Below are 13,521 nucleotides of genomic sequence, written 5' to 3'. Positions count from 1 at the left end.
AAATGGATCTCCGCGCCGGCGGCCTGGTGCTCTCATCATGGGATCATCCCATGTCTCACCGGTCCCGGCTGATGGGGAAATCTGCCGTGAAACTGGCTTCGTCAACAGTGCCAGTTTACCAGCATGTTCCTAGTCCAGTTTGGCGAAGGTTGGAGGCGTGCCAGGAGAGGATGCAATAAGATGCTCGGCGAGCCGGGTATTGCTGTCAGCCCGAACCCTTCACCGCATCGACGGCCGAGGCGACAAGTTGAATGCCCTTCTCGATCTGCCTTCCTGTCAACGCGGAATAGCCCATTACCAATCCGAGCCGCTCTCGTGGCGCCTCACTTGCTTCTGGTGCAGAATCGTAGAGCGGTGAAATACCGTAGAGGCCGACGCCGCGTTCGCGAGCAGCATCCATCAGGGCGATCTCAGCTGATCCCGGCAGGTCTTTGAACCAGACGACGACATGCAATCCGGCATCCGCACCCTCGACCGTGACGCGGTCGCCGAATGCAGTCCCAAGAGCGCTCAATAATATCTCCCGGCGCTCCCTATTCAGTCGTCTGACGCGACGCACATGGCTCTCATAGGCGCCACTTTCGATCAGAGAGGCGAGCGCTTCCTGCTCGGTCATGGGTGTATGGCGGTCGGTCAATTGCTTGGCGGTTGCGAACACCTCCTGCAATTGTTTTGGCACGACGAGGTAGCCAATGCGCATCATCGGCGACAGTGTCTTTGAAACGGTGCCCAGATAAATGACGTTGCGCCCGTCCGCCAGGCTCTGGAGGGGCGGAACCGGGCTGATGTCGTACCGGTACTCACTGTCGTAGTCGTCCTCAACCACGTAGGCGTCTCTATCCCGAGCCCAAGCGAGAAGCTGGTGGCGTCGGCTGATCGGCATGACACCGCCCAAGGGAAACTGATGGGATGGTGTGACATAGGCCATCCGGGCGTCGATTCCTGATAAGTCCGGGGTCTTCAGGCCGCCCGCATCCGCGTCCACTGCCACGGCGCAAGCCCCGGTGCTTGAGAAGATCTGGCGAGCCATTCGGTAGCCGGGATTCTCCATCACAAATGCGCTGTTCGCGTCGAGGAGGATCCGCGCGCAGAGATCCAGCCCCTGCTGGGAGCCGTTGACGATGATGATTTGCTCAAGATCGCATTGCAACGTCCGTGCCCGCCAAAGGTAACCCTGAAGGGCTTGCCGCAGGCGCCGGGATCCTCGTGGGTCCTCATAGGCCAGCCGCCCGGGTCTTTGGGCAATCACCGAATTGATAGCGCGCTTCCACGCCAGTGCCGGAAAGTCAGATGGGGCAAGGTCTCCGTACCGAAAATCAACCGCCAGGTTGGTTGGCAGATAGTCGAGCCACGGCGAAAGCGCCCGAAGTCTTTCGCCGTAAGCAGAAAGCGGCCCGAACGCCTCCTGTGTGGTGTCGGATTCTCGCGGCCGCTGTCTCGGCTCCAGCGCTGTCACACGCGGGCGAGCGCCTTGGCGCAGTTCCACAAAGCCTTCAGCGGCAAGCTGTTCATAGGCAACGGTAACTGTTGTCCGCGACACATGCAGTTCATTCGCCAGGCTGCGTGAAGACGGCAGTTGGCTTCCCGCTTCATAGACACGGCTAAGGATCTGACTCTTGAGTGCCTCGTAAATCCTGCGTGCGCCCATTCTGGGTGCGTGCACTGCCGCCGCTTGGTTTTCCGACTGGACCATATTCTTTCTGCCAAACTGGATGTTTCATGCCAACCAGTATGATGCCAGTCTGGGCCAAAGCAAAGAGGATACGATCCAGCTATGACAGGCGGCAGCGAGCATGACGACCAATTTCACGCGGCAAGCTACGCATTCGACACGCGAGCCATTCATCATGCGTTCAGCCCGGGGGACTACAAACGGGCAGTCCAGCCGCCAGTCTTCCTGACCTCGACCTACGGCTTCGAGAGCGTCGAGGCCAATGACGCCGCAGCAGCGCTTGGCGGCCGACTTTACGCGCGGGAATACAATCCGACCACAGAGATCCTCGAGCAGAGGCTTGCGAACCTGGAAGGGGCGGAGGCGGGCCTTGTCGTATCGACCGGTATGGCCGCCTTCGGCACTCTGATCCTCTCCTTGCTGTCGCAGGGCGACGAGCTTGTCGTTCACAAAACGCTTTACTCGAATACTGTGGCAATGGTGGAGCAGGGGCTGCCGCGCTTCGGCATCAAGGTCGTTCCCGTGGACCTCTCCGATCCGTCAAACCTCGACGCGGCGATCACGGAAAAGACCAAGCTTGTCTATTTCGAGACGCCCGTGAACCCGCTCAGCAGCATTCTCGACATTGCGGCAATCTCAGAGCGCGCGCACGCGCGTGGGGTGAAGGTCGCAGTGGACAGTACCTTTGCTTCTCCCGCGCTCCAGCGGCCGATCGAGCATGGCGCCGATATCGTGCTTCACTCTCTTACGAAATACATCAACGGTCATGGCGACACGTTGGGTGGGGCGCTACTCGGCGACGCCGAAACGCTCCACCGCCTGCACGAAACGGGTCTGCGTTACATTACCGGCGCCACCTTGGCGCCACACTCCGGCTTCCTGATCATGCGCGGTCTGAAAACACTTTCGCTTCGAATGGATCGGCACAGCGCCTCTGCTCTGGCGATCGCCCGTATGCTCGAAGCGCATCCCGCCGTGTCCTGGGTGAGCTATCCCTTCCTGGAATCGCATCCCGATCAGGCGATCGCGCGCATGCAAATGGCGCAGGGGTCGGGCATGCTCGCCTTTGGGCTTCACGCCGGGTTTGACGGAGCAAGAAATATGCTCGATCGCTTGCAACTAATGACACGCGCGGTGAGCCTCGGCGACACCGACACCCTGATCTATCATCCGGCCAGCATTACGAGGGCGCGGCAATCGATCCGAAAAGACGCCCATATGGTCTCGGGCGTTGGTGACGACCTCATCCGTCTTTCTGTCGGTCTTGAGGACGTAAATGACCTGATTGGCGACCTGAGGCAGGCGCTCGCGACCCTGTAACGCCCGCATTGACGACTGCGAATATAGAAGCACAGAACCGGATCCGGAGCATCGAATGGCTTTCCTGAGCGGGCTTTCCGCATTTCCCATGACGCCGAGTGACCTGGACGGTCGCGTCGACACTGCCGCTCTCAAGAGGCTTGTGGCGCGGCTTTGCATCGCAGGCGTCGACTCCATCGGCCTTCTCGGGAGCACCGGAACCTACATGTATCTGTCCCGCGAGGAGCGGCGACGAGCCTTAAGCGCGGCCATTGAGGAAGCCGGCGGGGCGATACCGGTCGTGGCAGGCGTCGGCGCCTTGCGGACCGACGAGGCGGTCAGGCTGGCGCAGGACGCCAAGGCCGCAGGCGCGACCGCAGGTCTTCTTGCCGCCGTTTCGTACGCGCCGCTGACGGAGGATGAAGTCTTCGAGCATTTTTCCACCGTTGCTCGAAAGAGCGGCCTTCCCATCGTGATCTATGACAATCCGGGGACGACCCATTTCCGCTTCACGGCGGTCCTGGTGGAACGGTTGGCTCAGGTGCCTGGCATCTTGGCGATCAAGAATCCGACGGAAAAACCCGAGGAGATCGCGAGCCACCTGGGGCAGCAGAGATCCGCCACACCCAAGAGCTTCTCGATCGGCTATAGCGGCGACTGGAATGCTGCCGAAGCCATGACCCGTGGGGCCGATACCTGGTACAGCGTGCTCGCCGGCATTCTTCCGGACGTGTGCCTGCGCCTCGTGAGAGCAGCTCAGAACGGCGATACTGAAGAGGCACTCCGGATCGATGCAAGTCTTGCCCCTATCTGGGAGCTCTTCAAGCAGTTCTCCAGCCTGCGAACCGTCTATACGATGGCCGATCTGCTTGGCGTCTGCCGGGCCGAGCCGCCCCGTCCCATCCTCCCAATACCGCCGCTTGCAAAAGAGAAGGTAGCACACTGCCTGACCTTGCTCGAGCAGGATCTGGCGTGACGCTTAGCTAGGTCAGACGCCGACGGAGGATCACGACGGCATTGCTTTACATCGTCTGGGCATTGCCCGCGCTCATCGTCATCGGCCTGCTGGCAAGCGGTCGGGCTTCCACGCTCGTTGCCGCAAGCATCAGCCTGCTGGTGGCAATCGTTGTCGCGCTTGGCGCGGCGCCCGGCGAATTTCAGTTGCGCGACGGCGCCAGCGCGCTCTTTCGCGGCGCATGGATCGGGTGGATCGTCGTACCATATATACTGGGCGGGCTGTTATTCTGGCAGATGGCTATTCGGCCCGGGGATGCAGCGATGCCGGTCGAGAGTCTCCGGCAGAACAGGCAGTCCAAGCGACGTCTGCTGTTTGCTGCGTGCTTCCTGATCGGCCCGTTTTCAGAATCCGCGACCGGCTTCGGCGTCGGAATCGTCGGGACGATGCTGTTGTTGCGCAGGCTCGACCTGCAACCGGTCTATCTCATGGCCTTCAGCCTGCTCAGCCAGACAATGATCCTGTGGGGCGGCATGGGCAACGGCGCGATCGTCGCTGGCGCCTTCTCTCGAAGCGATCCGACCATGCTCGCTGTCAATGCCAGCTTTTTTCAAGTCGCCCTGAATGCGCTCTGGTTGCCGCTCTACTGGAGGATGGCCGAAAAAGCAGGCGTCGGGGCTTCATCCAGCGAGTGTCTCAGCGAGGTCGTCTGGCTCGGCGGAAGCCTGTTTCTGCTGATTGCGGCAACGCGAGCACTGGGGCCTGAAGTTGCGATGCTCTGCGCCTATGGACCGGTCATCGTGCTGCGTTATCTTGTCGATGAGCGCCCCAATGCGGGCCGACTCCTTGACGCCCTGCGGAGAATGGCGCCGTTCGCGATCCTCATCACATGGCTCATGGCGACCCGGCTGATCTCGCCCCTGAGCGAATTCCTGCTGCAAACTGGGCGGCTCGAGCCGTTCGTCGGAGCCCCGGCCTGGTCGCCGCTGTTTCATGCGGGCACGTGGTTGGCTTTAGGCGCTGTCATCTGCGCATTCGTCTATGGTCATGTTTCCAGCTTAGGATCGCAAGTCCTGACAGCCTGGAGAACCGGACGGCTCGCAATTCTTGCCATCATCATCTTCTCGATGATGGCAGAGCTGCTATCCAGCTCCGGGATTGCCGCGGCATTGGGAGAGGGGATACATTCCGCAGCCGGCGGAGGCGCGTTGACATGGCTTGCTCTTGTCTCGGCAGTGTTCGGAGCCCTTGCAAACAGTGGTAACGCCGCAAACGGCCTGTTCATGAGTTCGCAGGTCAGTCTTGCGAAGGAAGCGGGCCTCAATGTCGCGGCCGTGATTGCCCTGCAACATACCGCCGCCCTGGCGCTGAACCTGATTTCACCAGTTCGCATGTCCATTGTTTGCAATATGGCAGGTTGTCGCGGACAAGAGCGCGCAGTCTACCGGGCCATGTTGCCTTTTGGCGCCGCGGTCATAGCCGTTTTGCTGATAGGCTCGCTGATGATCACGTATCGTGTACTTTAGCGGGACCCGGTCCTTGTTGCGGATCAAATGCAGCCCCTGTGGCACGAGATGCCAGCAAACTTCTCCATTTCTGAACGAGCCCCAATAAAAGGAGGTCGAGCATGTCCGAATTCAAACTGCATTGCTTTGCAATGTCAGGCAACTCCTACAAAGTGGCTCTGTTTCTCGCCTTGGCGGAAATGGATTGGACGCCGGTGTTCGTCGACTATTTCGGTGGGCAAACGCACCGAGAGCAATGGCGACAGGAGGTTAATGAACAGGGCGAGGTTCCGGTCCTCGAGCACAAGGGGGCAAGGCTCAGCCAGTCGGCGCTCATTCTCGACTATCTGGCTGAGGCGACTGGAAAATTCGGTCCCGAAAACGTCCGTGAGAAACAGGAAATCTGGCGGTGGATGTTGTTCGATAATCACAAATTCACCAGCTACTATGCCACCTTGCGCTTCCTGTATGGCATCAAGAAAACTGGGGAGACGGCGGTGACGCAATTCTTGAGGGAACGTGCAATTGCGGCCTACCGCATCGTGGATGATCACTTGCGGCAAACACCGTTCCTTGTGGCTGCTCGGCCCACCATCGCGGACCTGTCTCTTGCAGGCTACGTCTACATGCCCGAAGATGCGGGCCTGCCTCAGGAGGAGTTTCCTCACATCGCCAAGTGGAAGGACAGGATCCGGGATCTGCCAGGATGGCGACACCCCTACGATCTAATGCCCGGTCCGACATCGCTATAGTCGTATTTTTTCAGATCGCGACCGAGCGTTTCAATTTACTGCTATCGGCGGGCTTATACGCGCTCCTTTGACCAAGCCAAGGTCCTGCCAATTATACCTCTGGGTCTATCAGGCCTTTCGAACGACGGAGGAGAGCGCGAATGCCGTAAGCGTGTCGCGTACCCCTGGAAGTTCGGATATTTGCTGCCAGATCTGGCGAATACGATCGGCTTGCGAAGACTCGACCCTCACCACCAGGTCGAAATCGCCGGTCATGACGTCACAGGCGACAACCTCCGGGATTTTGCGTAGGACGTTGATGACGTCACCGCCCCTCATGCGGTCATGGCGATAGACGAACATGAGTGCGGTGGTCACCTGCCGGTCGTTTCCGCCCTCACCGGTGACGATCGTGTAGCCTTTGATGAAACCTTCTCGTTCGAGCCGTTCGATGCGCACCCGCACGGCGTTTCGGGACAGGTTCACCTTTGCCGACAATTCCGCGTGCGAAATGCGGGCGTTGTTTTTGAGTTCGGCAAGTACCAGTTCATCTATTCGGTCCAGAAGATATTTCATCCCGTTGCCGCCTCTATTGGTCGAAGATATCTGGCGTGACCGAATGATAGGCGACAAGGGCACACTCAGGGACCGAACTCCTTCTCGCGTCCGCGGCGGCGCGCTTGGCTGTTGAGGCAAGAACAAACGCAGGCAGAGCTGCTTTTTCTGCTGCCGAGAGCTTTCTGATGGTTTGATAACCGCTCAAGAGCGCATGGGCTTTGCGCCGGTCCAAACCGCCGCCGGGCACGCCTGTCCAGTCAACGAGAACGTCGGCGATCTCGGCGATGAGGGCGTCATCATGGCGAAGCCTGAAATTGATGACACCGCTGACTTCATCGCCAAGAAAAAAGACATTCGCGAAGACCAATGCACCATGTACGGGTCCCGATGGTAAGTCAGGCTGGCGGTTGAGCCCACTCTGAAAACTCATGTGTATCTGGCCCATAAGGCAGCCCACACTGCCACATTTGGCTGGCGAAGGATCACTTGTCGATGACCCGGACACGAAGCTTACAATGGCCACAAGCCGACCCGCAGCCTGAAACGTGGCATTGCCGTCGACGGTGCGCCTGGGTTCGGGGCAGGGGACGCCCGCCCGATGCAGCGTTTCCATCGTCGTGAAAGCGCGTTCGAGATCAAGCGGCTCGGCCCCGTTTTCAAACAGGGTCACGATGAACTCGCCTTCGGCAGACCGGAACAGATAGGTCGTTTCACGATCGCCGTCGGCGATGCCGATCACCGAGGACAGACCTGTCAAGCCGTATGCTTCCACGATCGCGTGGCGGTCTTCGTCAGACAGTTCGGTAAATACCGCCATGACTTCCCCTCAAGCGGGCGTGCGCTGCGGGACGTTTGCAAACGCCGCGTAGTCGCTGAAGATTTCCTCGATCTGCCGTTTGGTCAGGCATCCGTCTTCCTCGACGATGGAGCGCAGAGTTCTCTTTTCAGATAGTGCTCTCTTCGACAGCCAAGCCGCCTTGGAGTAGCCGATCAGCTTTGCTAGCGGGGTAGCCAGAACGAGAGACTGGTCCAACAAAGCCTTACAACGATCCTTATCGACCTCGATCCCCGCCACACACCGGTTGGCGAAGATTTCCATCCCTCTGGTCAGCATGCGTATTGACAGCAGGATGTTCAGGACAATGACCGGCTCCATCGCATTGAGTTGCAGTTGTCCGGCACTTGCGGCAAGCGTCACCGTCAGGTCATTGCCGATCACCTGAAATCCGATCTGATTCATCATTTCCGGAATGACCGGATTGACCTTGCCGGGCATAATCGAGGAGCCTGCCTGCATCGCCGGCAGCCGGATCTCACCCAGTCCCCCGATTGGGCCACTGCTCAAGAGCCGCAAATCGTTGCAGATCTTCGTCATCTTGACGGCAATTCGTTTGAGAATGCCTGAAAAGGCGACAAACCCGCCTGTATCCGATGTCGCTTCCACCAAGTTACGAGCTGTGATGAGCGGCAGACCGGAGATCTCGGAGAGTTTTCTGCACGCAACGCTCGGAAAGGCCGGCGGCACATTGATCGAGGTTCCGATTGCAGAGCCGCCAAGATTGACCTCCTGAAGAAGTTTCTTGGCAGACTGCACTTGGATGATGTCCTCGTCGATCAGTTCCGCAAAGGCTTCGAACTCCAGGCCGACAGTCATGGGCACGGCGTCCTGGAGCTGCGTGCGTCCAACCTTTATGACATCCACGAATTCAGCACCTTTCCGACGGAAAGTGTCCCGAAGATTGACCTGCGCGGCGATGAGCGCGTCGCAGGTGCGCAACAGGGTCAACCGGATCGCTGTCGGGTAGACATCGTTAGTCGACTGCGAGAGGTTGACGTCGTCGTTTGGGTGAAGCGTGGAATAGTCTCCGACGCTGGCGCCCAGCTTGAGAAGAGCAAGATTGGCCACGACCTCGTTGACGTTCATGTTGGTGGAGGTGCCCGCTCCGCCTTGCATCATGTCCACGGGAAAATTGTCATCAATCGCTCTTAGTTCGATGAGATCGTCGCACGCCTCTGCGATCGCAAGAGCTTTCTCAGAAGACAGCAGTCCGAGTTCCATATTGGTCAGCGCTGCGGCTTGCTTCACCATCGCCATCGACTGGATGAGCTCGGGAAAGTCTCTCAGGCGGAAGCCTGTGACGTTGAAATTCTCCTCCGCGCGCTGGGTATGCACGCCAAACAGCTTACCCGCGGGAATGGAGAGAGGCCCGATGAGGTCAGTTTCTATGCGATCGATCTTCATCGGTGACCTCAACTCAAAACGCCAGCGTGGAGCATCGCCCGATCGATCTGTTCGCGAACCGAGCTGCTGACGGGAACAAGAGGCAATCGCAGGTCCCCACGGATGCGGCCCAGCCGCTCCAGGGCATATTTCGGCCCAGCGGGGTTTGTTTCCAGGAAGAGCGCCCGGTGCAATGGCATCAGACGATCCTGGATCTCCAAGGCCGAGGTGAAGTCGCCCCCAAGGCAGGCGCGCTGGAATTCAGCGCACAGGCGCGGTGCAATGTTGGCGGTCACAGAAATGCACCCGTGCCCGCCCTGGGCCATGTAGCCGAGGGCGGTGCCGTCTTCCCCGGTCAGCAGGTTGAAGTCCTTGCCGCAGGCCATGCGCTCCAGTGAAGGTCGCAGGAGATTGCCGGTGGCGTCTTTCACACCGCTCACATTCTTGCAGTCGCTAAAAATGCGCGCCAACGTCTCGACCTGAATGTCGATCACACTGCGACCTGGAATATTGTAGACGATGATCGGGAGCTCGGCCTCCGCATCTATGGCTTTGAAATGCTGATAGATGCCCTCCTGCGTCGGCTTGTTATAATAGGGTGAGACGACCAGCAATCCATCGGCGCCGGCTTCCTGTGCATGGCGGACGAAGTCGATTGCCTCCGCCGTGCTGTTTGAGCCTGCCCCTGCAATGACCGGGATACGGCCGCCGACCGTTTTGACCGTAATCTCGACAACTTGTTTGTGCTCGGCATGCGTGAGTGTCGGACTTTCGCCTGTCGTTCCACATGGGACCAGTCCGGATGATCCCTCCTCGATCTGCCAGTTGATAAGGGCGCGCAGCGCGCCTTCATCGACACGCCCATCAGCAAAGGGTGTAACAAGTGCGGTGATGGAACCTTTGAACAAAATGGTACTCCTGATGTTGCTGATGGGCTTGTTGGCTGGTGATCTATTGCCGTTTGAGCCTGTTGATGCAGACGACCTTTGGTTGGGTCATGTCTTCAAAAGCAAAGCGCACCCCTTCGCGGCCCATGCTGCCATACTTGAAGCCGCCGAACGGCATAGCGTCGAACCGGTAGTCGGAAGAGTCGTTGATCATGATCCCTCCGGCATCAATCCCGCTGGCCGCCTCGAGGGCTCCCTCGAGGTCATTAGTGAATATACCGGCGTGCAGACTGTAGTCTGGCGCATTCGCAAGGCGGATGGCATCGCAGAGCGCATCGAAGGGTTCGAGGATTACGATCGGGGCGAACACCTCTTCGCTCCATAGGTCGCAACCAAAGGGAACATTTTCCAAGACCGTCGGTGGGTAAAGGTTGCCCGCCGGGCTGTGGCCGCAAAGGAGGTCGGCGCCAGAAGCAATGGCGCGGTCGACCATCGCCGTTGCGCGTTGAACGGCACGTTCCGAAATCATCGGGCCGACATCAGTGTCAGGCTCAAGTGGGTTTCCAGTCTTGAGCATTTTTGTGGCTGCAACGAACTCCGACTTGAACCGCTCATAAATGGAGCGCTGGATCAGGATCCTCTGGGTGCCAATGCAGTTCTGACCGGCCGCCCAGTAGGCTCCAGACAGGCAGCCGTCGACCGCAGCGACAAAATTGCAGTCTTCCATGACGATGACTGGTGCATTGCCTCCCAGATCCATCGCCAGCTTCTTGATGCCTGCAGCCTTGGCGATTGCCTCCCCCGTGGCAAACCCGCCCGTGAACGAAATCATTCGCACGTCTCTTGCCACGACGAGTGCCTTGCCAAGATCCGCGCCACCGATGACAACCGTAACAATCTCTTCCGGAAGGCCGCTTTGCACCAGAACGTCGACCAGTTTGAGCGCCGACAGGGGAGCAAGCTCAGACGGCTTGAGGAGCACGGCGTTTCCACCGGCAATCGCCGGCCCAAGCTTATGGGCGACCAGGTTCAGCGGGTCATTATAAGGGGTGATGGCCGCAATGATCCCGAGCGGCTCCCGGGTGTACCAACCCTGCCGGGCTTCGGACCCAGCATAGGACTCGAACGGAATGACCTCGCCGGCGTTGCGTTTGGCCTCATCGGCCGAGAGTTTTAGCGTGTTGACGCATCGGGTCGCCTCTTTGCGGGCCTGGTTTACCGTTTTGCCGGCCTCTTTGACGATCAGAAGCGCGAATTCTTCATGCGCCGCCTCGATGGCGGCGGCTGCCTTTTCAAGGATTGCAGCTCGCTTGTGGCGCGGCAGAGCTTTGGCGGCCTGCGCTCCGCGGCCGGCACGTTCGATAAGGCTGCCCACGCAAGAAGCATCGCTGCTGGGAACAGTTCCGACGACCGATCCGTCGAAAGGGTTGCGCACGACGATCTCATCGCTCGGCATGGGGCTGGTCAGGGCGAGGCTGTGCATCATGCAGCCTCCCTGGCAATGGCGGACGTGCTTTGCGCGTGAATTGCCACGATGTCGGACAATAGAGCATACGCAGTCTCAATTCGTCCCGCACCGGGTCCGGTAACCGTCACGGAGCCGAGCAGCTTCGTGCTGAACGAAACGGCATTGGTTGGACCGTTGACGGCGGCGAGAGGATGCTCCAACGGCAGTTGCTTCGGCATGACGCTTCCGACGACGCGGCCGTCTTCCCCCCGGGAGGCGGAACCAATGAGTTTCCAGCGGCTGTTGGCCTTGGCTGCATCCCTGATGTCAGAAGGCGAAAGCTGCGAAATGCCCTTGCAGGAGACATCATCCGGTTTGAGTTGTGCGCCAAGCAGCTCATTGGCAAGGATGACGACCTTCAAGCGGACGTCGAAGCCTTCGACATCCGCCGTGGGATCGGCTTCCGCGTAGCCGAGCTCCTGTGCTTGCCTGACGGCGGTATCGAAATCCAGGCCACTTTCCATCCGTCCCAGAACGAAGTTGGAAGTGCCGTTCAGAATTCCCTCGAAGCCATCGACCTCAGCGCCCGCGAGCGTCTTCTCGGCCATCCGGATCACCGGCGTTCCGCTCATCACGGAACCCTCGTACTCAAATCGGACGCCATTTGCCTCAGCGAGGGCCTTCAGCTCCGACGCCGCAAGTGCCACCGGACCCTTGTTCGTCGTGACAACATGCTTGCCGCTTGCAAGCGCTGAGCGGCAATGGGAGACTGCGGGCTCGCCGTCCGTCGGGTTGGTGAACGTTGCCTCTACAACAATGTCTGCCGGTGCGGTCCTGATGATCGTTTCGTTGTCCGCTTCCGCACTCCCGCCTGAGAGTTGGCCGAACCCACCCTTGGTGAACTTGGCTTCAATCAGCGTCTTCGCGTCGAGCCCGTTTGGTGAGATCACGGAGCCGAGATAAAGATCGCTCACAGCGACAATATTCAGACGGAACCCAAGCTCCCGCTCCCACAGCGGGTTCCTTGTCGCGATAAGCTCGGCCAAAGCGCGGTTTACGCCGCCAAAGCCGATGAGAGCAATGTTGTAGACGGTCATGACAATCCTCCAATGACACCAATGACGTTCTCTGCTCGCCGAAAATGCGAGGCAGACCGCTCAGTGGGAACGGCGCAAATCGGCCAAAGGAGGAGGCATTTCGCCCAAAATGCCAGCGTCACGACGCTTGCGCTCATTGCTTCTTTTGCGAGCAATCCGGCGAGCTGCTGGAGGTCCTGCAACAACACTGACATCTATGAAATTCCATCGAGTTCAAGGCTTTGCTGCGCAAGACGAACGATGGCCGCGGTCAGCCCCTCCAGCTGGTGGACTGCTACGCGATGAACCTGCCATCGCACCGGCAAGTCGACACCTGTCCCTTTGATCAATTCTGTCAGAGTGCCGGACCTGAGATGGGCCGCAGCAAGGTGAGCCGGGACAACGCCCCATCCGATGCCTGCGAGGGCTGCATCGAAGATGCTTGCGCGCGAGGGCAGCCGATGCACCGGAAACTCGACATCATCGCCGAGCGCAACTTTGACCCATCGCTTCGGAAAGGGGTCCGTCGACCCCATGGCCAGACCAGGCGCTTTGGCCATCGCCTCGGCGCTTGCCCCTTGTGGAAAATGGCGGCTGCTATAGCCCGGGGTTGCCACGGCTACCAAGCGAAGGCTGCCCAACGAACGGCTGTCGTGATCCTCAAGCAGTTCCTCGCCTAAGGTGACCGCAGCGACAACCTCGCCGGCTCGCAGCCTTTCTAGCGTCCGAATGGTTTCATTCAGAACCAGGTCGACGAGAAACGGTGCGGATCGTACGAAGTCGGAGACGGCATCCAGGATCCAGCTCCCGAGCCATTCCGGATTGGCGGCAATCCTGATGGTCATGCGTTCAGGCAGTGAGCCAGGACCGATGAGACCGGGCATTCTGGAGGCCAATTGGCGCTCGAGCAGTTCGACGCGCTCGAAATGGTAGACGAGCTGAGCACCCGCCGTGGTGGCGGAACACGGGCTTCCTCTGACGATCAGCGCGACGCCGAGGCGTTGTTCCAACTGCTTGACCCGCTGCGACACAGCTGATTGCGTAACCTTCAGTTCGCGAGCAGCTCTGTCGAAACTGCCCAATCTGATGACAGAAACGACGGCCTTGACTGCCTGGTAGTCTATCATGGCTCGAGTCCAGTCTGCATGTGACGGTTGGCGAAGTTTGTTC

The 13,521-nt window shown here is 59.3% G+C and carries 12 protein-coding genes; 4 read left to right on the top strand and 8 right to left on the bottom strand.

Annotation, left to right across the window (positions count from 1 at the left end; all coding sequences use genetic code 11):
* Positions 1-205 precede the first annotated feature (205 nt).
* Complete coding sequence (locus NMA58_RS30655) at positions 206-1,693, bottom strand: PLP-dependent aminotransferase family protein (protein WP_416068735.1); 1,488 nt, start codon at positions 1,691-1,693, stop codon at positions 206-208.
* An 81-nt stretch (positions 1,694-1,774) separates the two neighbouring features.
* Here NMA58_RS30655 and NMA58_RS30650 point away from each other — a divergent pair, with 81 nt between their 5' ends.
* The 4 genes from NMA58_RS30650 (at position 1,775) to NMA58_RS30635 (ending at position 6,183) form a co-directional block, all read left to right on the top strand.
* A complete protein-coding gene (locus tag NMA58_RS30650; protein WP_416068736.1) occupies positions 1,775-2,992 on the top strand; it encodes a trans-sulfuration enzyme family protein in 1,218 nt (405 codons plus the stop codon).
* Positions 2,993-3,047: 55 nt separating this feature from the next.
* On the top strand, positions 3,048-3,947 hold the full coding sequence (locus NMA58_RS30645) for a dihydrodipicolinate synthase family protein (protein ID WP_416068737.1): 900 nt from the start codon (positions 3,048-3,050) through the stop codon (positions 3,945-3,947).
* Between the two features lie 41 nt (positions 3,948-3,988).
* Positions 3,989-5,452: an L-lactate permease gene (locus NMA58_RS30640; protein ID WP_416068738.1), complete on the top strand. Its 1,464-nt coding sequence runs from the start codon at positions 3,989-3,991 to the stop codon at positions 5,450-5,452.
* A 101-nt stretch (positions 5,453-5,553) separates the two neighbouring features.
* Entirely contained in the window at positions 5,554-6,183 is a 630-nt protein-coding gene (locus NMA58_RS30635; RefSeq protein ID WP_416068739.1) for a glutathione S-transferase family protein, read from the top strand.
* Positions 6,184-6,291: 108 nt separating this feature from the next.
* Here NMA58_RS30635 and NMA58_RS30630 read toward each other — a convergent pair whose 3' ends face one another.
* The 7 genes from NMA58_RS30630 to NMA58_RS30600 all read right to left on the bottom strand — a co-directional run bounded on the left by NMA58_RS30630 (position 6,292) and on the right by NMA58_RS30600 (position 13,478).
* Positions 6,292-6,738: an Lrp/AsnC family transcriptional regulator gene (locus tag NMA58_RS30630; protein ID WP_416068740.1), complete on the bottom strand. Its 447-nt coding sequence runs from the start codon at positions 6,736-6,738 to the stop codon at positions 6,292-6,294.
* A gap of 13 nt (positions 6,739-6,751) precedes the next feature.
* The gene (locus NMA58_RS30625) at positions 6,752-7,537 is read right to left on the bottom strand and encodes a phosphotransferase (protein WP_416068741.1); all 786 of its coding nucleotides are present in this window, start codon (positions 7,535-7,537) and stop codon (positions 6,752-6,754) included.
* A 9-nt stretch (positions 7,538-7,546) separates the two neighbouring features.
* Positions 7,547-8,962, bottom strand: a complete 1,416-nt coding sequence (locus NMA58_RS30620) for an aspartate ammonia-lyase (protein WP_416068742.1) — start codon at positions 8,960-8,962, stop codon at positions 7,547-7,549.
* Between the two features lie 8 nt (positions 8,963-8,970).
* A complete protein-coding gene (dapA, locus tag NMA58_RS30615) occupies positions 8,971-9,849 on the bottom strand; it encodes a 4-hydroxy-tetrahydrodipicolinate synthase (protein ID WP_434714924.1) in 879 nt (292 codons plus the stop codon).
* A gap of 43 nt (positions 9,850-9,892) precedes the next feature.
* Positions 9,893-11,314 carry an aldehyde dehydrogenase family protein gene (locus tag NMA58_RS30610; protein ID WP_416068744.1) on the bottom strand — a complete coding sequence of 474 codons (1,422 nt, stop codon included), beginning with the start codon at positions 11,312-11,314 and terminating at the stop codon, positions 9,893-9,895.
* Positions 11,311-12,372, bottom strand: a complete 1,062-nt coding sequence (locus NMA58_RS30605; RefSeq protein ID WP_416068745.1) for a homoserine dehydrogenase — start codon at positions 12,370-12,372, stop codon at positions 11,311-11,313. Before NMA58_RS30605 ends, NMA58_RS30610 begins: the two co-directional genes overlap by 4 nt.
* A gap of 194 nt (positions 12,373-12,566) precedes the next feature.
* A complete protein-coding gene (locus NMA58_RS30600) occupies positions 12,567-13,478 on the bottom strand; it encodes an ArgP/LysG family DNA-binding transcriptional regulator (RefSeq protein ID WP_431324617.1) in 912 nt (303 codons plus the stop codon).
* Between the last annotated feature and the right edge of the window lie 43 nt (positions 13,479-13,521).

This window comes from Rhizobium sp. YTUHZ045 (assembly GCF_051124255.1).
Classification (GTDB): Bacteria; Pseudomonadota; Alphaproteobacteria; order Rhizobiales; family Rhizobiaceae; genus Rhizobium.
The sequence above is the reverse complement of the archived record's forward strand: the minus strand, read 5'-3'. Positions and strand labels throughout refer to the sequence as shown.